Here is a 22,511-nt window from a genome sequence, read left to right on the forward strand (position 1 = left end):
CAATCCAACCAATCCAACCAATCCAACCAATCCAACCAATAACCGTTTTAGTCGCGGATGCTTGTCTGTGTGAATTATATTATACAAATGTGTTGTCGGTTGAAATGTTTCGAGAGTTTACAAAATGAAGTTGAAGAAAAGTTTTGAAGTTTCTTATAAGGGTATAAACGTGAACGTCAATGAGGATAGGGGGTACGGCCTGTATCCAATGATCCTTGAAAGGATTTATGATCAGATCACTAATCTGCAAAGCTATTATTCCCGTATCACAGTCGTTCGTATCGATCTGCATTTTCCTGATGGGCACGTAACTGATAATAAGCTGGAAAATTCCTGGCTCAGTCAATACATCAAAACGTGCAAGGCTGATCTTGGTTCAAGTGTGTGGGATAGCCACAAACGATTGGTGCATGGGTGGGTGAAAGAAGTCGGAAGTACGGGCAAATCTCACTACCATTTGTTTTTTGGATTCAAAACTCAGCATCGTAAGTTAGGACTGATTTCGTATGATGGTCATACAGGGATGTGGGAAATGTTTGAGCGGCGTTGGAAACAGATTACAGGCGGTTCTGTGCATTTCTCCAAGCCGCACTTCTTGATGCGCGATAACAAGAAATTGTTCGAAGAATGCTTTTATCATCTGAGCTATCTTGCAAAAATTCGGGATAAACACTTCGGCACCGGTGAGCCATATCGTCGTTTCGGATCTTCGAGGTTGCCGATCAAAGCCAAAGCATTAAGTGTTTTGGAAGAACTGATGGTGGCCTAGAATTTCGCAGGCTCGGCAAGCCACTTGTGAGCGCGCTGAGTTAATTTAAACTTCGTGGCGTTGCGATGGTAGCACTTACTGTTTGAAGTGCCTGTAATCGCTTGTGAGGGGGTTGGTGGGCGTGCAGTATGTGGCGAGATGTTTTGTTCTCGCCAATCTACCATTGAGTCAATTAAAAAGACAAGTCATTTGGTGTAAGCGACAATCTAATTGAGCGATACCGGGATGCTTCACTTTCACTCAAGGTTTTTATTTCGGGTAAACTGCCAATGTTTTTGATTGCTGCAATTACGGAATTGTCGTAAGCATTACTGCCACTTGATTTGACAATGTTTACGGATTTAATGCCCCCGTCGACATCAATGTCAACTTGCAGCGTTACTTTCAGAAGGTTTTGTATCGAGTTGGGGCGTGCCCAACCTTCTGAAGCTCTTGTTTTGATTAAGTCTTCGAAGCTTTCGGAAACATCATTGTTACTGATCAGTTCCTGAACGGACTTGGTTGCGGCTACCGCAGCTGGGAAAGCGAGGCAGTTAGTCAGGTACACACCCAATCCGAATTCCACTCGTCGACATTGAAAATAAAGTTCCTGATTCGGATTGAAGTTCGCCGCAAATTCTGAAGCTGATTGAATTCCACCGACTTCAGCCTTGGATGACAGAGTTTTCCATGGCCACGCTTGATACTTGTCCAAAAGCACGGTCACAGCGGTGTCGAGGCCTTGGTCAACGATAAAAGATGTCCCTTGGTTATCAACTATGACTTTGCTGACCCTCCCATGGTAGATACCCGGTGAGCTGAACTGAATCTGGGCCTTTGCTTGATTCGACCGAAATACTCTCGCGATCTGCTTCGTGTCAGTAGCGGATTCAAAACGCCAACCAGTGGTCGCTAGCATTTCTCGTAGACGTTCAGTGTAAAGGCCAGATGCCACTGAGTTCGCATCGTTTGGTTGGCTAGCCGCGGCTGGGGTTGATGCGCTTGCAATGGCTGACATCACTAACCATAGGAGCTTCGAAGGTTTGTTCATGTTCATCCTTGGTTCTTGGTGGCCGTGCGCGTGGAAGTCTGCAAACGCTGCATAGTGGAAGGTATGCTGATCACAAAAAAGATGACTGCGAGGATCAGGATCACAGTACCGACGAGGACGCCGACACCTATTGCTTGGCGGAAGCCCATTACGTATCCAAGCTCCATGGCAAATATCCCGGCCAAGCTTGCGAGTGGCATACAGAGCGCTGCGAGAAACATTGAGAGGTAAAGCTTCATATCTATTCCCTTAGCCAATTAAAACCAACTGAGTGAGGCGTGGTACGGTTCAATAGGATATCTGAAATTCAGATATCCGAAAATCAGATATAGGTTTCGAGGCTGCTCATACTGGACAGCCCCTATGCCAAAAGCGATATACCGATCCGAGTACGATGTTTTTCTGACCCTTTTGCGGAGTCGACGGGCAACTGCTGGGCTGACGCAAGTGGAGTGTTCAAAGGCTATGGGTCGTCCACAATCATTCATGAGTGATGTCGAGAGGGGCACACGCCGTCTGGACATCATTCAAATGCACGATCTGTGTAAGGTGCTAGGATGCGATCTGGTCGAGCTTGTTCAAGACTTTGTTTCAGGCATTCGAACACACTAATGACCTGATACCGACTAGCAAGGAGGGACTACATGTCTGATCGTGACGAAGCTCTAGCTAATGCTATAGAGCTGCTGGTGATGAATCAGAATGGGATTGGTGCTGCCGTTGAAGAGCTTGCCAAATGGGTTTCCGAACGAGGCTCGGTGGACGTTGCCGATAGCACGGTCACAGCTCTGCAAGCACTTGATCTGAATGCTGAAGGCATTGCTAGTGCAATTAGGATACTACGTCGGGAACAGAGCGAATAAATGCCCCCCCCCGGATTCACGCCAGTCAAGTTGCTGGCTGAATCACTGAATTCCGATAGCCGTTGATTCGCGAATTACCCCTTCGTTACAGCTTATGTGTTGGCTTCCAGCGCTATCAGAAGAGTCTACTTTTCTGGTAGCTCGATAGTCCTCGCTTTCGCCCTATCAAAAATCTATTGCGGATAGGTATATGATCGAATTATCATAGGTCTATCAAATTAAACATTAAAGGATAACAACCATTGAACGCACATCTATACCTTAGAGCGAGCACCAAAGATCAAGACGCCTTAAGAGCGAAAGCTAGCTTGGAGGCATTTGTAAACGACAAAGGACTTGTCGTTGTTGGTGTCTATTCGGAACACGTCAGCGGGACGACATTAGATCGCCCAGAACTAATGCGTTTGCTGGATGCCGCCCAGCCCGGCGAATGTATTGTGTGTGAAAGCGTTGACCGGCTAAGCCGTCTGTCCCAGCTGGATTGGGAGACACTGAAAGCCAAGATCAAAGCAAAGGGTTTACGCCTTGTGATTGCAGATTTACCTACAACTCACATGTTGATCGAAGACAAGGGAATGACCGGTCAGATCATGGAAGTCATCAACAGCATGCTATTGGATCTCATGGCGACGATGGCTCGCCTTGATCAAGAAAAACGAGTTGAGCGAATCAAGCAAGGATTGGAAAACAAACGTCTTGCTGACCCAGACTGGACTCCAAAGGGTAAAAGCAAGAACGTCGAAAAATGGACGAAAGTACAAACGCTTATGGCTAAGCACCCAACAATGTCTGCGGAAGACATTGCCAAACTCGCAGAGGTGGGTGTTGCAACGGTTTACCGAATCAAGCGTGGGGCCTAACCCCCGTACCCCGGGGGGTAGTAAAAAGCTGGTTCCATATGCACAGGTAGCGGCTAGTGGGTACATCTACCTCTATCTGTTGTTGAAGAAATAACCGGCGCAGGACGCCTGAAACCATTCTCCCTTAACCAGTGCCGAAACTACTGGTGTCGTGCGCTGACTGACGTCTAGTGCAGTGCGGGTAGCTTCGAAATCGCTGCTAGCTTCTGAGCTGTACTTGCACCTTTCGAATAAACGTCGTGTGTCACTGAGCCCGTTTCGTGTCCGACCAACTCCTTCGCTAAAGCATCTGGCACGTCGGCCCGGATCAACTTCGTTACTACGGTGTGGCGGAAGCTGTGGAAGACGTAGAGCTTGCTGAAACCCGCTGCGGTACGCAATCTGCCAAACGCCTTGGATATCGCGTGAGAGCGTTTGCCGTAGTGGTCGTGGGAGCTGGTGGGGATTAGGAAGCTGTCGGTGCTTTCTTCGCACAGACGGTCAATGGTAGTTAGCAGGCCCGGATGGATTGGCACCACACGCTTGCTGGCTTTGCTCTTGCTCTTTGGGAAGTCGAAGCACCGGATGCCATCGACGGTGATCACGCTGTCTTTTCGGAGCTGGCATAGTTCTTCGATCCTGGCCCCGGTGTACCAGCCCAGTGCTATGAGATCCGCCAGCGGTTTATCCTTGTTGTCCAGTGCGGCTTGACGCAGCTTGAGCGTGTCGTCTTGCGTGTAGATTTGGCGTTCCTGTCCGGCTGTCTCCGATCCCCCACCTTGTGGCAGATCGTGCCCTTTGAACGGGTTTACCTTGTCCTTGTATTCCACTCGCCACGTACCGTCATATTTCATCGCCCAATTCCAGAACGAAGTGCCCGCCATGAGGTATTGACTTAATGTTGCCGGGGAACGATTCATTGAATTCAGCCATGCATCCACTGCATCGAAATTAAGCGGCAGCCCTTCATTCTTCAGAAAGTCTGACAGGCGTTCCATCTTGCCCACTTGCTGATCGACATGTTTCGGGGCGCCGCCACGGCTATCCCGGAACTCACGGTAGGTCTTCAATCGGGCTGTGGTGATTGGTGATCTGGCCTTGTATCTTGAAGGGTTTGCAAGCACATCATTCACTTCTACCTGCTGATCGGCAGGTAAGTTGAACCGGCGGGAAAGCAACTTCGGGATTAACGATTGGAAATCCTTACTCATTTCATCCATTAAGCGCACGTTACCCGCCATGCCGTCCTTCAAGTGATCCTTTACGAATTTCTCGAAGGCAGCAACGAGTCTTGGATTACTCTTCATCCGAGCTTCAACCGTTGGATCAACCAGCACGGGAGGCGGGGCAGATATTCCAACCAATGCAAGTTTCTGGTTCTCGAACATCTGCCCAATGTCGGCATTGAGGGAGATCACGTCGTGCTGCCAGCCTTCGGGCAGTGGAGTACCTTGTCGGGCCGCCTTGATCTGAGCCTTCCATGTGGCAAGGATTGGAAGGCGTCGTTCCATGGCTTCTCTGCGTAGTCCGGTCTTCAGCGACTTGATCAACACCTTAGCGCCAAGCTTGTGCTGTACATCAGAAGGGACTTGCAGCCGGACGTACCATGTGGATTCGCCCGATTTCTGAATCAAATTGTCTGCCATGTGAACGCCGTGGAGAGGACATTGGTATTGCGGATTGTACTACTTGAGTGTACTACTATTATCGACGAAAGCCGCGTAATACGGCGGTTATTAGCCGATAAGGTCATTTATTTCGAATCTCTCCTTCACCGCCACATTCTGCAAACACAAACCCCTGATTTTCCTAGAGAAAGTCGGGGGTTTGTGGTTTTTGGTGTCTGGAAAAGGGTGAGGTGGGAATGCCGTTGGATTTTGAATCCTTCCCCAATCGCCATATTTCAGGAACCCCGGCGCCCAGCGGTGCGATACGAGGTCGTTCGCTGGCTGCGACTCTGTTCAGGATCCAGTGGGGATATAGGTCTCTTCCGCCAGGCAAGGGATCCCTATCTGAAGCGTCGCGTCTTCTTGATATGGCTCGCCCTCAGGAGTGATGCGATAAAACACCTCGTGTAAGTACTGTTTCCCATCTTTAACAAAGCAGCGGAACGAAGCGTTAGAGGGGAAGGCTGTTCTGAGTTTTTCAAACGTTACGCTACCGCCTATCCACGAGTTAAACATTGACTCGTCATAATTAACCACCTTTCTTAGTTTAACGATGTCATTGAAATAATTCGTCTCGGTTTTTCCTGCGCAGGTCCCATGTTTTTTCCATTCGTGCCTGAACATGGCTTCCGGGCTAGCTGTCACCAGTTCGATTATCTCGGGTTTATGAGTAATTTGTTTCAGTGTCTTCTCATCGATCGCGCACTCTGTTTTTTGCTCGCAACTGGGGGCACTGTTGCAGAAAGCAGGGTGACGGTTGGTTTTTTCTGCGGTGCTATTGTTATAAGGCCAGATGCCATGGGTCAGGAACTTATTCGGCGGTTGAGCGCAACCTGCCGTCTCCGGTTTTAGCAGGCAGAAGCTGGGTTGCCAGGTAACTGAATAAACCCAATATTGAAAGCCTATATCACTGGAAGTGATTTCTTCGTTGGCATCAAGGGCTAGGGTGCCATTGCTGATCAGAGCGAAAGCAATAGCGAATATGTTGCCATATGAGTTTTTCATGAGGCATACCTCTGAAGTGAACGCCCTTATGGTTAGCCGTAGCAGCATCTAAAGCTACTGTCAGAACTAACAGGTAATGACGTCTGCGCTGGACGAGTGCATCGAGCCGGATGGCCGCGCCTCCAGCATTTCTGATGTGAATCGCTGAACCAACGAGTCGGCGCTGACGTTCTTGGGCCGTTCTTGCATCATGCTGCAGACGAATGGCAAGAGCCTGGCGGTGGCGGCACTCCATGAACCGTCATGTGGCGATAACACGGCAAGTCAAAGGGAGGAAAATTACCAAACAGCATCGGGCAATCTCACAGCAGTATCGAGCAAAAGCTTCCGAGCCCATGCCGTTAAGGTTCCTCTTGAAGAGGTTCCTATCAACGTATTGTTGTGAGAGAAAGATCATGACCCCATGGATGAGTTTGGCTGTGCGCCTTCAGGCTGTCGCGCTGTGTTTGGTGCTTTCAACGAACACGGTTTCAGCGTCGCAAGCCGCTGACCAAAACATCAATACCGACCTGGTGCGCCAAGCATTTACCCACTGGCAACAAGGCCAAGGCACGGTTTTCGATCTGCTGGCGCCCGACGCAACGTGGACCGTATCTGGATCAAGCCCGGTTTCTGGTGTGTATAACAGCAAGACGGATTTAATCGAACGAGCCGTACGACCGATTACCGCTCGGCTGGCAACGCCCATTTCCCCTACCGTGCAAAGCATTGTGGCTGAGGGCGATGTCGTAGTGGTTCTCTGGAAGGGAGAGGCCATGGCGCTTGACCGCAAGCCCTACAACAACACTTACCTGTGGCACATGACACTCAAGGATGGCCAGATCACAGAGGTAACAGCCTTTCTGGACACCTACATGTTGAATGACCTTATGCGTCGGGTTGATCCTGTTCGGTAATAGCCCGCAAAAAGACGGCTCGTTGAATAAACGAGCCGTTTTTTTATGCCGGTGTTATCAAGGCAAGGGGCTGACTATCAAAGATGATCCGCATCAATCACAGCCTTGGCAAACGCTTGCGGATCTTCCTGCGGCAAGTTGTGGCCGATGCCGCCGCTGATCAACCGGAATTCGTATTTGCCGGTGAAGCGCTTGGCGTAATCCTCGGGGGCTGGGTGCGGCGCGCCGTTGGCATCGCCTTCAAGGGTGATGGTCGGCACGCTGATGGAGGGCGCCGTCGCCAGTTTCTGTTCCAGCGCGTCGTATCGGGTCTCGCCCTGGACCAAGCCGAGACGCCAACGGTAGTTGAATACGGTGATCTCGACGTGGTCGGGGTTTTCCAGCGCCTTGGCGCTGCGGTCGAAGGTGGCGTCATCGAATGCCCATTTTGGCGACGCCAGTTGCCAGATCAACTTGGCGAAGTCGTGGGTATTTTTCTCGTACCCGGCGCGGCCACGGTCGGTGGCGAAATAAAACTGATACCACCATTGCAACTCGGCCTTGGGTGGCAGCGGGTTCTGGCCGGCGGCCTGGTTGCCGATCAGATAGCCGCTGACCGCGACCAGCGCCTTGACCCGCTCCGGCCATAGGGCCGCGACGATGTCCGCCGAACGTGCGCCCCAATCATAGCCACCGAGCACGGCTTGCTTGATTTTCAGTGCATCCATGAAGTCGATCACGTCACTGGCCAACGCGGCTGGTTGACCGTTGCGAAGCGTTTTTTCGGACAGGAAATGCGTATCGCCGTAGCCCCGGGCATACGGCATCAGCACGCGGTATCCCTTCGCTGCCAGCAAGGGCGCGACTTCGTCATAGCTATGAATGTCGTACGGCCAGCCGTGCAACAGAATCACCACCGGCCCATCGGCGGGGCCGGTTTCGGCGTACGCCACGTCCAGCAGACCGGCCTTGATATGCTTCAGCGCACCGAACGGGGAGGGCGTTGTATGCGTGACGCCGGACTTGTTCGCGGTTGGCTGCGCGGCGCTGGTGGATTGCCCGTGGGCTACCCCGAGCGCGCCGAACAGACTGAGAGCGAGGATGGATGAGCCGAGCAGGCGGCGATGGGTTTTACCGGTTTTGCTGTGCTGCAGTGCCGTTTTCATGAAGATGCCTCCATTGCGAGCCATGGGTCAGGGGCTCTGGTTGATGCCCTTGAAACCTTGGGTGCATTTGAACGGGGCAACGTATCCGGGCTGTGTCGAGTGGGAGGTAAAAGTGCAAGGTTATGTAGCGATGTATCCTCGGGATACACGAGGATACATCGCAGCAAGATTGCCGGCGGCTAACGATTTTGGCCGGCTGCAGGACCATTCTGTCGCAGATAATAATTGTCGAACTCGCCGCTTTCGATGAGTTGGAAACCGTGGCGAATGTAGAAGCGATTCGACGCGCTTTCTTTGAGAGCGCCCACTCGTAATGGCAGCGCAGCGGCATCCGCCTCTTTGAATATTTGGCTGAGAACAGCAGAGCCTATTCCTGATCCCTGCGCGTCAGGGCGCACGTACAAGTGGTCAAGCAAGAGTTCATTGTCGTGACGTTTGATGACTACGAACCCCACCCTCTGTCCTGTTACCACGATGTGGCGTGTGCAGTCTGGTTCAAAACCGCCTAGAAATCGCTCGCGTGCGCGCACGGGATCAAATCGTCCGACACGCTCAAGACTTTCGCGCATGGCTTCGATTCTGACGGCTACCAGATCGTCCAGGTCGCTGTTTTGAGCGGGGACCAGGGTGACAAGCGAATGGGGTGTGAGGGGCATTATTTCGTGCTCTATCATTTTGCCGAAAGACGTTGATCAGTGTGAGATTGTTGCCTGCCGGGTGCGGCACCCTGGGCGCGCGAGGGGCCGGATAAAAACCGGGATCAGGCATATCCCGGTGGAAGCCGGGTCGCCACATGGTTCCAGCATCTGGCGATCTCCACGGCAATACTGCCGCTGGGTTTTCGGACCTCGAGTTGATCATTTATCGTGAGCTGCTCCAGCAGCCACTCATCCGTCCATCCCGCCCATTCGCCTGCGACGGACCTGAGGTTGGCTTCCAGGACCGGGAACACTTCATTCCATAGGATGCTGTGGATTACCTTAGGTGAATAGCCGGTTTCAAGGATCACGCGAGCGATGTAGTCGTAGGTTAATTCGTCGATCTCGGTGTCGAGAAACAGTGATGAAAGGGCTTGCCAGATTTTCAGGCGATTGGGGTCAGCGGTTTTCATGCTTTGACTCTTTTTGTTGATGGCAAGGCTGGGCGTGTTCGTTTGAGTAATCGGCAATAGCATCCGTGGTTCAGCCTTCGGCCTGGACGTCTTGAAACTATCTTTCTGTCGTGGTTTCTGTCCATTGTCATGCGTCTATGATCACTGATCACCCGGAGCGAGAACTTGAAATGGATGCCTACATTCGCCTCGCAACAGTCGAGGACGCGCAAGCAATAAGCAACGTTGTGATCAGCGCTCTGCGTCAGTCCAATACGAAAGATTATCCGGCCGATGTAATCGCCCGGGTAGAGCAGAACTTTTCTCCACTGGCGATTGAGCGATTGATGGCGCGGCGTCGGATGTATGTGGCATCTGTCGATCAGCGTGTCGTCGCGACTGCCAGCCTCGATGGAGATGTGATCAGAAGTGTTTTTGTCGCGCCGCGGTATCAAAGAGCAGGCCTTGGCAGACGGCTAATGTCGGTCATTTGTTCAGCCGCTCTCGACATGGGTCTGGTCACTTTGCATGTGCCATCCTCCATCACGGCAGAGAGCTTTTACACAGAGCTGGGATTTCAGAAGGTACGTGACGAATTTGACGGTGCTGAACGCACGATCATCATGCGTAAATCCATGATGGAAACCACCCCCACGATTCAGACCCGCCGTCTTATCCTCACGCCTTTACAACTGGCCGATGCACCGGCTATCCAACAGCTGTTTCCTCATTGGGAAGTGGTGCGTTATCTCGACAGTCGCGTGCCATGGCCCTATCCGGAAGACGGCGCGCTGACGTACGTTCGCGACCATGCGCTTCCCGCCATTGCGGCCGGGCGCGAGTGGCATTGGATGATCCGCACTTGCGAAGATCCGGCACATTGCATCGGCAGCATCAGCCTGTACGATCAACCGGGCAACAACCGAGGCTTTTGGCTGGCGCCTCAATGGCAGGGAAAGGGCTACATGCGCGAGGCCTGTGAGGTTATCAACGCCTATTGGTTTGAAACCCTGGGGCGTCCCGACATGCAAGTCCCCAAGGCGGTGGGCAATCATGCTTCGCGTAAAGTTTCGGAACACGAAGGCATGCGCATGATTGCAACGCGGCAGGGTGATTTTGTCTGTGGGTCGTTGCTAAAGGAAGTTTGGGAAATGACGCGGGAAGCATGGCTTGAGAAAAAAGCGGCTTTGGGGCCATTGAGCAGGGAGCAATGAGTCTGGTCGCTTTTGACGACCATTAATTACAGTCGCCGGACCTGAATATGCCTACAGGGTAAAGGAGTGAAAGAAATGGATATTCCACAGGATTTCAAACCGTTATTTCGGAGCAGTCCTTTTCTTGATCTACTGGGCCCTTTCTACTATCGGGAAAACGCCGAAGGATTCACCGTTGGGATTCGGGTCGAGGAGAAACACACCAATGCGCGTGGACTCGCTCACGGAGGGTTGTTCATGGCGCTGGCTGACATTGCTTTGGGCTACAGCGCTGCCTTCGCGAAAGATCCGCCCCTCAAGCTCGTGACGACCACAATGACCACTGATTTCGCAGGCTCCGCTAAGGTCGGTGATTGGTTGGAGGCGGCTGTCGATATTCAAAAGTCCGGTAGCCGACTGGTTTTCGCCAATACCTATATAAGCGCTGGGGAGGAGCGCGTGGTACGAGCCAGTGCGTCTTTTCTTGTGGTTGGTTGAAAGCATCTGGAGACGCACTACAAACGTCGAGCTTTGCATCCAAGCCCCGCTGCGATGATGCACAGCGTGCTTAGTTTCACCGTCAGCAGTGATCAAGGAAGAACACATGGAACCGACACTTAATCGAATCATGCTGTACGTACGGAACGTCCCGGCAACCTGCGCTTTTTATGAGCAACATTTCGGCTTTTTCAGTGAAAAGCATGCCGATGATCGCGTCACGGAATTGAAGCCTGCAAACGGTGGCGCGATTCTGATGGTTCATGCGGCAGGGAAGAGCGTTAAAACGGGACAAGTCACAGTCAAGCTGGTTTTTGATACCCGGGATGTTGAGGGCTTCAAGGAGAAGTGCATGGCCCAAGGCTTGAAGTTTGGCGCCACCCACAAGGCCGACGGCTATTCATTCGCCAATGCCAAAGACCCTGATGGCAACACCATCTCTATTTCCAGTAGAGCGTTTGCATGCCGCTGAACTTTCACAAAATGCACGCCAACGGCGATGATTTTGTTGTCGTGGACGCGCGAAACTCAGCAAATCTCCACCTGATAGCGAAAAGTGTCGGCTGCGCCGCGCGACAGTCGGTATTCCAGGGGTTGACGGTCGTAGCCCAGGGCCACCCGTTCAACTACCACCACTGGGCTGCCGGCGGAGACTCCCAGCGTGGCGGCCAGTGGCTCATCGGCCGAGGTGACGGTGAGGGTTTCCCGGGCTGATGCGACGCGCATGCCGCAGCGTTCTTCGTAGAAGGGGTAGAGCAGGGTGCCGAAGTCGTTCAGGTCGGTGTCGAGCAGGGCGCCGAATTGAGCGGCCGGTAGCCAGATCTGCTCGTGGAACAGCGGCCGGCCGTTCATGAGGCGCAGGCGCTCCAAGCGGATGGTGGCGTCGTGCTCGGTCAGATTCAGCGCCTGGCGCACGTGGGCGTCCGGGGTCTCCTGGGTGCGACTCAGGATGCGGCTTTGCGGCACTTGCGATTGACCGCTGGCATCGACCTGTCGAAAGAAACGAAACAGTGAACCGTCGAAGTTGGGCCGGCGCACGAACGTGCCACGGCCCTGGACGCGCAGCAGTAACCCTTCCCCGACCAGCGTTTCCACCGCTTTGCGTACCGTGCCTACCGCAACGCCGTAGTGGCGGGTCAGTTCTGCCTCGGTGGGAATGGCTTCACCGGGCAGCCATTCGCCTGCGGCGATTTTCGCCAGCATCTCTTCACGCAGTCGTTGATAGAGCGGCAGTCGCTCGTCATGTCCAAGGTGTGTAAGGGCCATACCGTCAATCCAAATCCAAGCAATGCGCCACTTTACCTCACTGGGCGCGTTGACAGGGATGGTTGTTTATAGATATGGTCATCCAGTCATCTATATGAATTTCAGGTCTGTAATCACCTTACATGCCTGGCGGGCTCCCACAAAAAATCAACAAAGGCAGCTTCCTGATGTCCCTGTCGTTCGAAGGCATAGATACTCACGCCCACATATTCCGACATGACTTGCCCATGGCGAGTGATCGTCGCTACAGCCCTGATTACGACGCCTTGGCCGAGCACTATCTGGGGCATCTGGATCGCTGCAGCCTTGCCCAGGGCGTGCTCATCCAGCCGAGCTTCCTGGGAACCGACAACCGCTTCATGGTCGAGGCCCTGCAACGTTATCCGCAACGTTTGCGAGGCATCGCGGTGGTCGAACCGGACATCGAGGATGCACAGCTCCAAGCTTTGGCCAACGCTGGCGTGGTAGGCATTCGCTTGAATCTGATCGGCAAGGCGCCGCAGGACTACATCGATGTACGCTGGCAGACGTTTTACCAGCGACTGGCCCGACTTGGCTGGCAGGTTGAAATCCAGTGCGGCTTCGACGCCTTGGTCCTGGTTGTACCGTTCGTTCTGGCGAGCGGCGTCACGGTGGTCGTGGATCACTTCGGTCTTCCGTCCAACGGTATCGACCCGAGTAACCTCGCCCATCAGGGCTTCCTGGCCTTGCTCGGCGAGGACCGGCTGTGGGTCAAGTTGTCTGCCGCCTATCGCAGTCAGTCAGACCTGCCCCGCGCGGCTTGCGTGTTGGCGCAATTGCGCCAGGCATGTGGCGGTATCGATCGTTTTGTCTGGGGCAGCGATTGGCCCCATACCCAGTTCGAGTCGCGCACCGGCTATGACGCGCAATTGGCCTTTGTGCATGCCTTGTTTCCCGACCCGGTGGAGCGCCGGCAGGTGTTGGTGGATAACCCCACAACCCTGTTCGGCTTTGCTGCGTCGACGCGTTGAACTCCCCATAACAAAATAATACGGAACACACATCATGATGAGCCTGTACGTCGTCGCCGCGATCGTTCTTGCTGTCGCGCTGGGATACACCACCAAAATCAACATCGGCCTGTTCGCCATCGCCTTTGCCTATCTACTGGGCTGTTTCGGCATGGGCTTGAGTCCTTCCGAAATCATCGCCATGTGGCCGCTGAAGATTTTCTTCATCATCTTCTCGGTCTGCCTGTTCTACAGCTTCGCCATCGTCAACGGCACGCTGGAGAAACTGGCCGAACACCTGCTCTATCTCTGTCGTAACGTGCCGCACCTGCTGCCTTATGCGGTGTTCCTGACCGCTTGCCTGATTGCCGGGCTCGGTGCGGGTTACTACACGGTGCTCGCTTTCATGGCCCCGCTGACGCTGCTGCTGTGCCAGCGCACGGGCATGAGCCTGATACTCGGTGGCATGGCGGTGAACTACGGGGCCCTGGGCGGTGCCAACTTCGTGTCCAGCCAGAGCGGTATCATTTTCCGAGGCCTGATGACCGGCCTGGGTGTTCCTGAAAGTGAAGCCTTCATCAATGGCCTGGCCATCTTTGCCAGTACCATGGTCATTCCGCTGGTGGTCATCACCGCGTTCGTATTCTTCGCCGGCCACGGCCGTGCGCTGAAGAGCGCGGCGGTCGCGATCGAGACGCCGAGCCCGCTCAACCGTGAGCAGAAAATCACCTTGTGGCTGACCTTGCTGATGATGCTGATTGTGTTGGCCGGTCCTATCGCGCACATCCTGTTCCCGGACAATGCTACGGTGACGTTCGTCAACTCGAAGGTGGACATCGGCCTGATCGCCAGCGTGTTCTCGGTGATTGCGCTGATGCTCAAGCTGGGCGACGAGCGCAAAGCCATCGCCTCGCTGCCTTGGGGCACACTGATCATGATTTGTGGTGTGGGCATGCTGATTTCGGTGGCGATCAAGGCCGGCGCTATCGACGCTTTGGCATCGTGGATTGGCGGCAATATCCCACCGGTGCTGGTAGCCCTGGTGTTCGGTGTCGTCGCTGCGCTGATGTCGATTTTCGCCAGCACCTTGGGAGTGGTTACACCCGCACTGTTCCCCATGGTGCCGCCGCTGGCCGCCGCCATGTCGATCGACCCCATGGTGCTGTTCATCAGCATCGTGGTTGGCGCCCAAGCCACCTCTATCTCGCCGTTCTCCTCCGGCGGCAGCCTGATCCTGAGCTCCTGCGCCGATGAGCAGAGCCGAACCCGGCTGTTTCCCCAATTGCTGCTGCGTGCCGCGCCCATCGGCTTCGTCGCGGCGATGCTGTTTAACCTTGCGCTGACTTTTATCTGAAGAGTTTGCTTTGGCAGGTCTGGGAGGTGCAATTCACTCAAGACCTGCCTGAACCACTGTGGCGAGGGAGCTTGCTCCCGCTGGGCTGCGCAGCAGCCCCACTTTCACCGCCATTGCTGATGCGACTGGCGCTTAAGATCGAAGACTCAGCTCTCAGGGGTTATGACTGACTCTGGAGCGGGCTCGGCAGCCAGTTTTAACCGGTCAGCCTTACTGATGTATTTGGATTTCTTCGGCGGGGCCAGTTTGGCACTCGCCTTTTTTGCGTGAGCTTTCAGTAACTGATTTATTTTTTTACGACGATTCATACTTTTCTACTCGGTTTGCAAAGTCTTGGATGATGGTGACAGTTTGGTGTGAAACCACGCATTGATTTTGCGCTTCCCAGCCGGCCCCGCTACCCAGAAACCTACCCCCAACCCTCAAGCCGCATGGTCGCACGTACCAGGCGTTGCTCTTCCTGTTCGATCTCCTTGAGGTTGTCGCGGATGCTGTGGATGTGTTCGCGCGCAGCGCGCTGAGCTTGTTCTGGCAGGCGCTCGATGACGGCGTGATAGAGCCGGGTGTGCTGGCGGTCGATCTGGCGTTTTTGCATGGGGCGATGGTAGAGGTTGTTGACCGAGGCGAACACCGTACTGAGCATCAAATCGGTCAACGACTGCAGGGTGTGCAGCAACACCGGATTGTGCGAGGCCTCGCAGATCGCCAGGTGGAAGGCGTGGTCGAGGCGGGCATGTTCGCGCGGTTCGGCAGGTACGGGCTGGCTGTGGGCGGCGAGCATTTCTTCGTAGCGCCGGGTGAGCAGGACAAAGTCTGCATCGGTGCCGCGCAAGGCGGCCAGGCGTGCTGATTCGGCTTCCAGCAGTGCGCGCACTTCCAGAAGATCAAACAGGGTGCGCGGCTGCGAATTGAACAGGTGCATCAGTGGGCTGGCATCGCGGTTCCCGTTCAGCGTGGCCACCCGTGAGTCACGGCCTTGGGCGGTCTCGATAATGCCGCGCCCGCGTAGCACTTTCAGCCCTTCACGCAGGGCCGAGCGGGATATTCCCAGTTTTTCGCACAGGCGGCGCTCCGAGGGCAGCGCCTGGCCCACCTTGAGCACGCCATCGACGATCAATCGTTCGATCCGCTCGGCGACCACATCACTGACCTGGCGGCGAACGGCGGATGTTTCTTCGAGCATGTCAAGAGCCTCGGCTAACTGGTAGTACCAGTTTTAAATGGTCATTCACGCTGCGCCCAATATAGCCACTAACCCCTTTATAAGTAAGGCTCTTGGCAAAGACGGGTTAGAGGTTGGCTTGAATAAACTGGTCATACCAGTTCATCCGGTGATAGACGACTACCCTGCAAGGCTCTACATATAGCGCATAACAAGCAGCCCGGCTCGCTACCGGCGCGGCACAAAAGAACAATAAAGCGAGAAAGCCTGCCATGAGTATTTTGTACGACGAGCGCGTTGATGGGGCGCTGCCTGAAGTGGACAAGTCAGCGCTGCTGGCGGAACTGCGCCAGCAGCTTCCTGACCTGGAAGTGCTGCACACCCAGGAAGACCTCAAACCCTACGAGTGCGACGGGCTCTCTGCCTACACCACCACGCCGATGCTGGTGGTATTGCCTGAGCGCATCGAACAAGTCGAACGCCTGCTCAAACTCTGTTACCAACGCGGTGTGCCTGTGGTGGCACGCGGGGCAGGGACGGGCTTGTCCGGTGGTGCGCTGCCGTTGGTCCAGGGGATTTTGCTGGTGATGGCGCGCTTCAAACACATCCTTGAAGTCAATCCAGAAGGGCGTTTCGCTCGTGTTCAACCGGGCGTTCGCAACCTTGCCATCTCCCAGGCTGCCGCCCCTTACGACCTGTATTACGCACCGGACCCATCCTCGCAGATCGCCTGTTCGATTGGCGGTAACGTCGCCGAGAACGCCGGAGGCGTGCACTGCCTCAAATATGGCCTGACCGTGCACAACCTGCTCAAGGTGGAAATCCTCACAGTTGAAGGCGAGCGCATGACCTTGGGCAGCGAGGCCCTGGATTCGCCCGGCTTCGACCTGCTCGCCTTGTTCACCGGCTCCGAAGGCATGCTGGGGATCATCACTGAAGTCACGGTCAAGCTGCTGCCCAAGCCGCAGGTGGCCAAGGTGTTGCTGGCCAGCTTTGATTCGGTGGAGAAAGCCGGGCGCGCGGTGGGTGAAATCATTGCGGCCGGCATCATCCCCGGCGGCCTGGAGATGATGGACAACCTGGCCATTCGCGCCGCCGAGGACTTTATACACGCCGGTTATCCGGTGGACGCCGAGGCCATCCTGCTGTGCGAACTGGACGGTGTGGAGGCCGACGTGCACGACGACTGCGAGCGTGTCCGCTCGGTGCTGGGCGAGGCCGGCGCCACCGAAGTGCGCATGGCCCGCGATGAGGTTGAACGGGTCAAGTTTTGGGCCGGGCGCAAGAATGCCTTCCCGGCCGTCGGGCGTATCTCGCCGGACTATTACTGCATGGACGGCACCATTCCACGTCGCGAACTGCCCGGGGTGCTCAAGGGCATCAGTGAGCTGTCCGAGGCGTTCGGCCTGCGTGTGGCCAACGTGTTCCATGCCGGTGATGGCAATATGCACCCATTGATTCTGTTTGATGCCAACCAACCCGGCGAGCTGGAGCGGGCCGAGTCCCTGGGCGGCAAGATTCTCGAACTCTGCGTCAAGGTGGGCGGCAGCATCACCGGCGAACACGGGGTGGGGCGCGAGAAGATCAATCAGATGTGCGTTCAGTTCAACAGTGACGAACTGACCCTGTTTCACGCGGTGAAGGCAGCATTCGACCCGCGTGGCCTGCTCAACCCCGGCAAGAACATTCCGACCCTGCACCGCTGCGCCGAATTCGGCGCCATGCACGTGCACCACGGCCAACTGCCCTTTCCTGAACTGGAGCGCTTCTGATGGTGATGCAGCACGACTGCGACGCCAGCGAGGCGTTGCTGGAACAAGTCAATCACGCCCTCAACAGTACTACGGCGTTGCGCATTCAGGGAGGTAACAGCAAGGCGTTTCTCGGTCGCAAGGTCGAAGGCGAAGTGCTCGATACCCGTGCCCACCGCGGCATCGTCAGCTACGACCCGACCGAGTTGGTGATCACCGCCCGCGCCGGCACGCCGCTGGTTGAGCTGGAGGCGGCGCTGGACGCGGCCGGACAGATGCTCACCTGCGAGCCTGCGCAATTTGGTGGCGCCGCGACCCTCGGCGGGATGGTTGCGGCAGGTCTTTCGGGCCCGCGCCGGCCTTGGTCCGGCGCGGTTCGTGACCTGGTCCTGGGCACCCGCTTGATCACCGGAACGGGCAAGCACCTGCGCTTTGGCGGCGAGGTGATGAAGAACGTCGCCGGCTACGACCTGTCGCGGCTGCTGGCCGGGAGCTTTGGCTGCCTGGGAGTGATTACCGAGGTGTCGCTCAAAGTGCTGCCCAAGCCGCGCCAGTGCCTGAGTCTGCGGCTGGAGATGGACGCCGCGCTGGCCTTGCGCAAACTGGCCGAGTGGGGTCAGCAACCCATTTCGCTGAGCGCCGCCAGCCATGATGGTCAGGCTTTGCACCTGCGCCTGGAAGGTGGTGAAGGCTCGGTCGCAGCGGCCCGTGAGCGTCTCGGCGGTGAGCTGCTTGAGAGCTCGTACTGGGTTGACCTGCGCGAGCAGCGCCTGGATTTCTTCGCGGACCCGCGCCCGCTCTGGCGATTGTCGGTGCCGACCAACACCGGCGTGTTGGCGCTGCCCGGTGAGCAACTGATCGACTGGGGAGGCGCCCAACGCTGGCTCAAGTCCGATGCCGATGTCGCGTTGATCCGCCAGATCGCCGCCCAAGCCGGTGGCCACGCCACCTGTTTCACCGCCGGCCACTGCGACAGTCCATTCCATCCGCTGGCCACCCCGTTGCTGCGCTACCACCGACAGCTCAAAACCCAGCTTGACCCCCAGGGCATTTTCAACCCTGGCCGTATGTATCGCGAGGTGTAGTTGTGCAGACCCATCTGAGTGAACAGGCCAAGCACCTGCCGCGCGCCGAGGAAGCCGAACGCGTCCTGCGCAGCTGTGTGCATTGCGGCTTTTGCAACGCCACCTGCCCGACCTACCAGCTTATCGGTGATGAGCTGGACGGCCCGCGCGGGCGCATTTACCTGATCAAGCAAGTGCTGGAAGGCAACGAAGTCACGGCCAAGACCCAACTGCACCTGGATCGCTGTCTGAGCTGTCGCAACTGTGAGACCACCTGTCCGTCGGGCGTGCAGTACCACAATCTGCTGGATATCGGCCGCGCGGTAGTCGATGCCGCCGTTCCGCGCCCGCTGGCTCAGCGCGTATTGCGTCAAAGCCTGCGTGCCGTGGTGCCCCATGCGCGGCTGTTCAAAGGGCTGATTGAGGTTGGCCAGGTTTTCCGTCCGCTGTTGCCGGCCAGCCTCAAGGCCAAATTGCCGCGCACCGCCAGTGCCGCCAAACCCCGCCCCGAGCCACGCCATGCACGCCGTGTGCTGATGCTTGAGGGCTGTGTGCAGCCTGGCCTGGCACCTAACACCAATGCCGCCACGGCGCGGGTGCTCGATCGCCTCGGCATCAGCGTCACGCCGATCAATGAAGCCGGTTGCTGCGGCGCAGTGGACTACCACCTCGACGCCCAAGAGCAAGGCTTGCAGCGTGCGCGGCGCAACATCGATGCCTGGTGGCCCGCCATCGAGCAGGGCGCCGAGGCCATTGTGCAGACCGCCAGCGGCTGCGGCGCCTTCGTCAAGGATTACGGCCATCTGTTGGCGCAGGACCCGGCCTACGCCGAGAAAGCCAGGCGCGTCAGTACGCTGGCCAAAGACCTGGTTGAAGTGCTCAGCGTCGAACCTCTGGAGCAACTGGGTGTGCATGCCGACAAGCGCGTGGCTTTCCATTGCCCCTGCACTCTGCAGCATGCGCAGAAGCTGGGGGGCGCCGTGGAAAGCGTGCTCGCTCGCCTCGGGTTCGGTTTGACGGCTGTGCCCGACAGTCACCTGTGTTGCGGCTCCGCCGGGACCTATTCGTTAACCCAGCCGCAGCTGTCCAGGCAGTTGCGCGACAACAAACTCAATGCCCTGGAAAGCGGTAAGCCGCAGGCGATTGTCACCGCCAACATCGGCTGCCAGACCCACCTCGACGGCGCCGGTCGTACCCCTGTGCGACATTGGATCGAACTGGTCGAAGAAGCCCTGAATTAACCGGAGAACAGCATGCTTAGCAAAGCCGTATTGAGCCAGACCGAAGTCAGCAAAATCCTCGCCGCTGCCCGCAGTGAAGCGGAGAAAAATCACTGGGCCGTGAGCATCAGCGTGGTCGACGACGGCGGGCATCCGCTGGCCCTGGAACGCCTGGATGGCTGCTCACCGATCGCCGCCTACATCGCCGCCGAGAAGGCCCGCAGCGCCGCCATCGGGCGTCGTGAAACCAAAGGTTATGAAGACATGGTCAATGGCGGGCGTAGCGCGTTCCTGTCCGCGCCGCTGCTGACTTCGCTGGAAGGTGGTGTGCCGGTGATTGTCGACGGCCAGGTGATTGGCGCGGTGGGCGTTTCCGGGGTCAAGGCCGATCAGGACGCCCAAGTGGCCAAAGCCGGTATCGCCGCATTGGGCTGATTACAAGGGCTAGGCGCCTGTTCAGTGAGCCGCGCTGACATCTGACGCCGGCCACCTACTGTTTTTTGGAGAGTGAAAATGACTGATCGCGTGAACTGCCAGCGCCTGCAAGTGGCCATCAACCTGCAACGTTTCGTCGACGAGCAAGTGCTGCCCGGCACCGGGATTGAACGCGAGGCGTTCTGGGCCGGCTTCGACGCCCTGGTGCATGACCTGGCGCCGCACAATCGTGCGCTGCTGGCCGAGCGCGATGCGCTGCAGGCGAAGCTGGACAGCTGGCACCGCGCGCACCCAGGCCCGATCAGCGACATGTCGGCCTATCGCGATTTTCTCGAGTCCATCGGCTACCTGTTGCCGCAGCCAGACACGGTGCGGGTCAGCACCGCCAACGTCGACAGCGAGATCACCCACCAGGCCGGTCCACAGCTGGTGGTGCCGATGATGAATGCCCGCTACGCGTTGAACGCCGCCAATGCGCGCTGGGGCTCTTTGTACGATGCGTTGTACGGCACCGATGCCATCGCTGAAGACGGTGGTGCTCAAAAGGGCCCGGGTTACAACCAGGTGCGTGGTGACAAAGTCATCGCCTTCGCCCGTGCGTTTCTCGATCAGGCCGCGCCTTTACGCATGGGCTCGCATGCCGACTCGGTCAATTACCGAGTCAGTGAGGGGCAACTGCAGGTGACCCTGGCTGACGGCACCCAGACCGGTTTGGCCCAGGCCGACAAGTTCGTCGGTTATCAGGGCCAGGCCAGCGCGCCGACAGCGGTGCTGCTGAAAAACAACGGCCTGCACGTGGAAATCCAGATCGATGCCGGCAGCCCGATCGGCGCCAGCGATGGCGCAGGGGTCAAGGATCTGCTGGTGGAGTCCGCGCTGTCGACCATTCTCGACTGCGAAGACTCCGTCGCGGCGGTCGATGCGGCCGATAAAGTGCTGATCTACCGCAACTGGCTCGGCCTGATGAAAGGCGACCTCAGCGAAGCGCTGGAAAAGGGCGGCAAATCCATCGTGCGCCGTCTCAACCCGGACCGCGAGTACACCGCTGCCGCTGGTGGTGCTTTGAAGCTGCACGGCCGTTCGTTGCTGTTTGTGCGCAACGTCGGGCACCTGATGAGCAACCCGGCGATCCTCGACGGCGAAGGCCACGAGATCCCCGAAGGCATCCTCGACGGGGTGATGACCAGCTTGATCGCTCTGCATGACCTTCAGCGCCACGGTAACTCGCGTACCGGCAGTATCTATATCGTCAAACCGAAGATGCACGGCCCGGCTGAAGTGGCCTTTGCCGATCAGTTGTTCACGCGCATCGAAGACCTGCTGCACTTGCCCCGGCACACCCTGAAGATGGGGATCATGGACGAAGAGCGCCGCACCAGTATCAACCTCAAGGCGTGTATCGCCAGCGCGGCGGCGCGGGTGGCCTTCATCAACACCGGCTTCCTCGATCGCACCGGTGATGAGATGCACACCGCCATGGAGGCCGGCGCGATGCTGCGCAAGGGCGACATGAAGAGCAGCGCCTGGATCCAGGCCTACGAGCGCAACAACGTGCTGGTTGGCTTGAGCTGCGGTCTGCGTGGTCGGGCGCAGATTGGCAAGGGGATGTGGGCCATGCCGGACCTGATGGCCGCCATGCTCGAGCAGAAGATCGCCCATCCCCAGGCCGGCGCCAACACGGCCTGGGTCCCGTCGCCGACCGCCGCCACCTTGCATGCCTTGCACTACCACCAAGTGGATGTGCAGGCGGTGCAGCGCGAGCTGGAAGCCATCGACCTCAACAGTCAGCGCGACGACCTGCTCAATGGCCTGCTCAGCGTGCCGGTGGTGGCCGAGCCTGACTGGAACGCCAGCCAGATCCAGCAAGAGCTGGACAACAACTGCCAGGGCATCCTCGGTTATGTGGTGCGCTGGGTCGAGCAAGGCGTGGGTTGCTCCAAGGTGCCGGATATCCACAACGTCGGCCTGATGGAAGACCGCGCCACCCTGCGTATTTCCAGCCAACACATTGCTAACTGGCTGCACCACAACGTCGTTAGCCAAGCTCAGGTGCGCGCAAGCCTTGAGCGCATGGCCAAGGTGGTCGATCAGCAGAACGCCGGTGATCCGCTGTATCGCCCCATGGCCGATGACTATGCCGCCTCGATGGCGTTCCAGGCCGCCTGCGACCTGGTGTTCAAGGGCCGCGAGCAACCCAGCGGCTACACCGAACCGCTGCTGCACGCCTGGCGTCTGCGGTTCAAGCAACAGGCCTGAGGGAGACACGCTCTGCAATCGTCGAGGGGCTGCGGTG

At 56.8% G+C, this 22,511-nt stretch carries 25 protein-coding genes and 1 pseudogene; 16 read left to right on the forward strand and 10 right to left on the reverse strand.

Features of this window, described 5'->3' with window-relative positions; genetic code table 11:
- The first annotated feature begins 124 nt into the window (after positions 1–124).
- Complete coding sequence (locus tag MKS85_RS08720) at positions 125–769, forward strand: inovirus-type Gp2 protein (RefSeq protein WP_310662809.1); 645 nt, start codon at positions 125–127, stop codon at positions 767–769.
- A gap of 172 nt (positions 770–941) precedes the next feature.
- On the opposite strand, the gene MKS85_RS08725 is transcribed toward MKS85_RS08720, so the two are convergent.
- Positions 942–1,799, reverse strand: coding sequence for a TonB family protein (locus tag MKS85_RS08725; protein ID WP_310662810.1), 858 nt, complete (start codon positions 1,797–1,799; stop codon positions 942–944).
- A 2-nt stretch (positions 1,800–1,801) separates the two neighbouring features.
- Positions 1,802–2,038: a hypothetical protein gene (locus tag MKS85_RS08730; protein ID WP_310662811.1), complete on the reverse strand. Its 237-nt coding sequence runs from the start codon at positions 2,036–2,038 to the stop codon at positions 1,802–1,804.
- 124 nt (positions 2,039–2,162) lie between these two features.
- Here MKS85_RS08730 and MKS85_RS08735 point away from each other — a divergent pair, with 124 nt between their 5' ends.
- From MKS85_RS08735 to MKS85_RS08745, 3 genes are all read left to right on the forward strand, one after another.
- Positions 2,163–2,411, forward strand: coding sequence for a helix-turn-helix transcriptional regulator (locus MKS85_RS08735; RefSeq protein WP_310662812.1), 249 nt, complete (start codon positions 2,163–2,165; stop codon positions 2,409–2,411).
- 32 nt (positions 2,412–2,443) lie between these two features.
- On the forward strand, positions 2,444–2,662 hold the full coding sequence (locus tag MKS85_RS08740) for a hypothetical protein (protein WP_310662813.1): 219 nt from the start codon (positions 2,444–2,446) through the stop codon (positions 2,660–2,662).
- Between the two features lie 242 nt (positions 2,663–2,904).
- Positions 2,905–3,522, forward strand: coding sequence for a recombinase family protein (locus MKS85_RS08745; protein ID WP_310662814.1), 618 nt, complete (start codon positions 2,905–2,907; stop codon positions 3,520–3,522).
- A gap of 167 nt (positions 3,523–3,689) precedes the next feature.
- Here the strand turns inward: MKS85_RS08745 and MKS85_RS08750 are convergent, their stop codons facing one another.
- Positions 3,690–5,147 (reverse strand): site-specific integrase, encoded by a 1,458-nt coding sequence (locus MKS85_RS08750; RefSeq protein ID WP_310662815.1) that lies wholly within the window; start codon positions 5,145–5,147, stop codon positions 3,690–3,692.
- A gap of 315 nt (positions 5,148–5,462) precedes the next feature.
- The gene (locus MKS85_RS08755) at positions 5,463–6,173 is read right to left on the reverse strand and encodes a ribonuclease T2 family protein (protein ID WP_188252059.1); all 711 of its coding nucleotides are present in this window, start codon (positions 6,171–6,173) and stop codon (positions 5,463–5,465) included.
- Between the two features lie 395 nt (positions 6,174–6,568).
- Between MKS85_RS08755 and MKS85_RS08760 the strand changes: the two genes are divergently transcribed.
- Positions 6,569–7,069 carry a nuclear transport factor 2 family protein gene (locus tag MKS85_RS08760; protein ID WP_223194527.1) on the forward strand — a complete coding sequence of 167 codons (501 nt, stop codon included), beginning with the start codon at positions 6,569–6,571 and terminating at the stop codon, positions 7,067–7,069.
- Positions 7,070–7,146: 77 nt separating this feature from the next.
- Here the strand turns inward: MKS85_RS08760 and MKS85_RS08765 are convergent, their stop codons facing one another.
- The 3 genes from MKS85_RS08765 to MKS85_RS08775 form a co-directional block, all read right to left on the reverse strand.
- Positions 7,147–8,214: an alpha/beta fold hydrolase gene (locus tag MKS85_RS08765; RefSeq protein ID WP_160893044.1), complete on the reverse strand. Its 1,068-nt coding sequence runs from the start codon at positions 8,212–8,214 to the stop codon at positions 7,147–7,149.
- A gap of 179 nt (positions 8,215–8,393) precedes the next feature.
- Entirely contained in the window at positions 8,394–8,870 is a 477-nt protein-coding gene (locus MKS85_RS08770; RefSeq protein ID WP_188252060.1) for a GNAT family N-acetyltransferase, read from the reverse strand.
- A gap of 104 nt (positions 8,871–8,974) precedes the next feature.
- On the reverse strand, positions 8,975–9,325 hold the full coding sequence (locus tag MKS85_RS08775) for a hypothetical protein (RefSeq protein ID WP_047228245.1): 351 nt from the start codon (positions 9,323–9,325) through the stop codon (positions 8,975–8,977).
- A 170-nt stretch (positions 9,326–9,495) separates the two neighbouring features.
- On the opposite strand from MKS85_RS08775, the pseudogene MKS85_RS08780 reads away from it, so the two are divergent.
- The 4 genes and pseudogenes from MKS85_RS08780 to MKS85_RS08795 all read left to right on the forward strand — a co-directional run.
- A pseudogene (locus MKS85_RS08780) lies at positions 9,496–9,894 on the forward strand (GNAT family N-acetyltransferase); the annotation flags it as partial.
- Between the two features lie 48 nt (positions 9,895–9,942).
- Positions 9,943–10,518, forward strand: coding sequence for a GNAT family N-acetyltransferase (locus MKS85_RS08785; RefSeq protein WP_223194535.1), 576 nt, complete (start codon positions 9,943–9,945; stop codon positions 10,516–10,518).
- A gap of 75 nt (positions 10,519–10,593) precedes the next feature.
- A complete protein-coding gene (locus MKS85_RS08790) occupies positions 10,594–10,995 on the forward strand; it encodes a PaaI family thioesterase (protein WP_188252062.1) in 402 nt (133 codons plus the stop codon).
- Positions 10,996–11,101: 106 nt separating this feature from the next.
- The gene (locus tag MKS85_RS08795; RefSeq protein ID WP_139049483.1) at positions 11,102–11,467 is read left to right on the forward strand and encodes a VOC family protein; all 366 of its coding nucleotides are present in this window, start codon (positions 11,102–11,104) and stop codon (positions 11,465–11,467) included.
- A 56-nt stretch (positions 11,468–11,523) separates the two neighbouring features.
- On the opposite strand, the gene MKS85_RS08800 is transcribed toward MKS85_RS08795, so the two are convergent.
- The gene (locus MKS85_RS08800; RefSeq protein WP_107322040.1) at positions 11,524–12,261 is read right to left on the reverse strand and encodes a GntR family transcriptional regulator; all 738 of its coding nucleotides are present in this window, start codon (positions 12,259–12,261) and stop codon (positions 11,524–11,526) included.
- Between the two features lie 167 nt (positions 12,262–12,428).
- Here MKS85_RS08800 and MKS85_RS08805 point away from each other — a divergent pair, with 167 nt between their 5' ends.
- Together MKS85_RS08805 and MKS85_RS08810 are read left to right on the forward strand one after the other, a co-directional pair.
- A complete protein-coding gene (locus tag MKS85_RS08805) occupies positions 12,429–13,253 on the forward strand; it encodes an amidohydrolase (RefSeq protein ID WP_188252063.1) in 825 nt (274 codons plus the stop codon).
- Between the two features lie 34 nt (positions 13,254–13,287).
- Complete coding sequence (locus MKS85_RS08810) at positions 13,288–14,586, forward strand: SLC13 family permease (protein WP_188252064.1); 1,299 nt, start codon at positions 13,288–13,290, stop codon at positions 14,584–14,586.
- A gap of 146 nt (positions 14,587–14,732) precedes the next feature.
- On the opposite strand, the gene MKS85_RS08815 is transcribed toward MKS85_RS08810, so the two are convergent.
- A complete protein-coding gene (locus tag MKS85_RS08815) occupies positions 14,733–14,894 on the reverse strand; it encodes a DUF2986 domain-containing protein (RefSeq protein WP_076383854.1) in 162 nt (53 codons plus the stop codon).
- Between the two features lie 101 nt (positions 14,895–14,995).
- Positions 14,996–15,769 (reverse strand): transcriptional regulator GlcC, encoded by a 774-nt coding sequence (gene glcC / locus MKS85_RS08820; RefSeq protein WP_047228250.1) that lies wholly within the window; start codon positions 15,767–15,769, stop codon positions 14,996–14,998.
- A gap of 251 nt (positions 15,770–16,020) precedes the next feature.
- Here glcC and glcD point away from each other — a divergent pair, with 251 nt between their 5' ends.
- The 5 genes from glcD (at position 16,021) to MKS85_RS08845 (ending at position 22,474) form a co-directional block, all read left to right on the forward strand.
- A complete protein-coding gene (gene glcD, locus MKS85_RS08825) occupies positions 16,021–17,520 on the forward strand; it encodes a glycolate oxidase subunit GlcD (protein WP_188252065.1) in 1,500 nt (499 codons plus the stop codon).
- A gap of 5 nt (positions 17,521–17,525) precedes the next feature.
- Positions 17,526–18,584, forward strand: coding sequence for a glycolate oxidase subunit GlcE (gene glcE, locus MKS85_RS08830; RefSeq protein WP_047228306.1), 1,059 nt, complete (start codon positions 17,526–17,528; stop codon positions 18,582–18,584).
- A gap of 2 nt (positions 18,585–18,586) precedes the next feature.
- Complete coding sequence (glcF, locus tag MKS85_RS08835) at positions 18,587–19,804, forward strand: glycolate oxidase subunit GlcF (RefSeq protein ID WP_047228252.1); 1,218 nt, start codon at positions 18,587–18,589, stop codon at positions 19,802–19,804.
- Between the two features lie 12 nt (positions 19,805–19,816).
- Positions 19,817–20,218, forward strand: coding sequence for a heme-binding protein (locus tag MKS85_RS08840; RefSeq protein ID WP_047228253.1), 402 nt, complete (start codon positions 19,817–19,819; stop codon positions 20,216–20,218).
- A 78-nt stretch (positions 20,219–20,296) separates the two neighbouring features.
- Positions 20,297–22,474, forward strand: coding sequence for a malate synthase G (locus tag MKS85_RS08845; protein ID WP_188252066.1), 2,178 nt, complete (start codon positions 20,297–20,299; stop codon positions 22,472–22,474).
- The last annotated feature ends 37 nt before the right edge of the window (positions 22,475–22,511 follow it).

Source organism: Pseudomonas sp. JL2, assembly GCF_031570495.1.
Classification (GTDB): Bacteria; Pseudomonadota; Gammaproteobacteria; order Pseudomonadales; family Pseudomonadaceae; genus Aquipseudomonas; species Aquipseudomonas rhizophila.

Bases quoted from the DNA above. Each gene is read 5' to 3' on its own strand.
- glcC (WP_047228250.1), bottom strand. From the start codon at position 15,769: ATGCTCGAAGAAACATCCGCCGTTCGCCGCCAGGTCAGTGATGTGGTC.
- MKS85_RS08765 (WP_160893044.1), bottom strand. From the start codon at position 8,214: ATGAAAACGGCACTGCAGCACAGCAAAACCGGTAAAACCCATCGCCGC.
- MKS85_RS08840 (WP_047228253.1), top strand. From the start codon at position 19,817: ATGCTTAGCAAAGCCGTATTGAGCCAGACCGAAGTCAGCAAAATCCTC.
- MKS85_RS08755 (WP_188252059.1), bottom strand. From the start codon at position 6,173: ATGAAAAACTCATATGGCAACATATTCGCTATTGCTTTCGCTCTGATC.
- MKS85_RS08740 (WP_310662813.1), top strand. From the start codon at position 2,444: ATGTCTGATCGTGACGAAGCTCTAGCTAATGCTATAGAGCTGCTGGTG.
- MKS85_RS08760 (WP_223194527.1), top strand. From the start codon at position 6,569: ATGACCCCATGGATGAGTTTGGCTGTGCGCCTTCAGGCTGTCGCGCTG.
- MKS85_RS08805 (WP_188252063.1), top strand. From the start codon at position 12,429: ATGTCCCTGTCGTTCGAAGGCATAGATACTCACGCCCACATATTCCGA.
- MKS85_RS08735 (WP_310662812.1), top strand. From the start codon at position 2,163: ATGCCAAAAGCGATATACCGATCCGAGTACGATGTTTTTCTGACCCTT.
- MKS85_RS08845 (WP_188252066.1), top strand. From the start codon at position 20,297: ATGACTGATCGCGTGAACTGCCAGCGCCTGCAAGTGGCCATCAACCTG.
- MKS85_RS08770 (WP_188252060.1), bottom strand. From the start codon at position 8,870: ATGCCCCTCACACCCCATTCGCTTGTCACCCTGGTCCCCGCTCAAAAC.
- MKS85_RS08750 (WP_310662815.1), bottom strand. From the start codon at position 5,147: ATGGCAGACAATTTGATTCAGAAATCGGGCGAATCCACATGGTACGTC.
- glcE (WP_047228306.1), top strand. From the start codon at position 17,526: ATGCAGCACGACTGCGACGCCAGCGAGGCGTTGCTGGAACAAGTCAAT.
- MKS85_RS08725 (WP_310662810.1), bottom strand. From the start codon at position 1,799: ATGAACAAACCTTCGAAGCTCCTATGGTTAGTGATGTCAGCCATTGCA.
- MKS85_RS08730 (WP_310662811.1), bottom strand. From the start codon at position 2,038: ATGAAGCTTTACCTCTCAATGTTTCTCGCAGCGCTCTGTATGCCACTC.
- glcD (WP_188252065.1), top strand. From the start codon at position 16,021: ATGAGTATTTTGTACGACGAGCGCGTTGATGGGGCGCTGCCTGAAGTG.
- MKS85_RS08790 (WP_188252062.1), top strand. From the start codon at position 10,594: ATGGATATTCCACAGGATTTCAAACCGTTATTTCGGAGCAGTCCTTTT.
- MKS85_RS08775 (WP_047228245.1), bottom strand. From the start codon at position 9,325: ATGAAAACCGCTGACCCCAATCGCCTGAAAATCTGGCAAGCCCTTTCA.
- MKS85_RS08720 (WP_310662809.1), top strand. From the start codon at position 125: ATGAAGTTGAAGAAAAGTTTTGAAGTTTCTTATAAGGGTATAAACGTG.
- MKS85_RS08815 (WP_076383854.1), bottom strand. From the start codon at position 14,894: ATGAATCGTCGTAAAAAAATAAATCAGTTACTGAAAGCTCACGCAAAA.
- MKS85_RS08795 (WP_139049483.1), top strand. From the start codon at position 11,102: ATGGAACCGACACTTAATCGAATCATGCTGTACGTACGGAACGTCCCG.
- MKS85_RS08810 (WP_188252064.1), top strand. From the start codon at position 13,288: ATGATGAGCCTGTACGTCGTCGCCGCGATCGTTCTTGCTGTCGCGCTG.
- MKS85_RS08800 (WP_107322040.1), bottom strand. From the start codon at position 12,261: ATGGCCCTTACACACCTTGGACATGACGAGCGACTGCCGCTCTATCAA.
- MKS85_RS08785 (WP_223194535.1), top strand. From the start codon at position 9,943: ATGGAAACCACCCCCACGATTCAGACCCGCCGTCTTATCCTCACGCCT.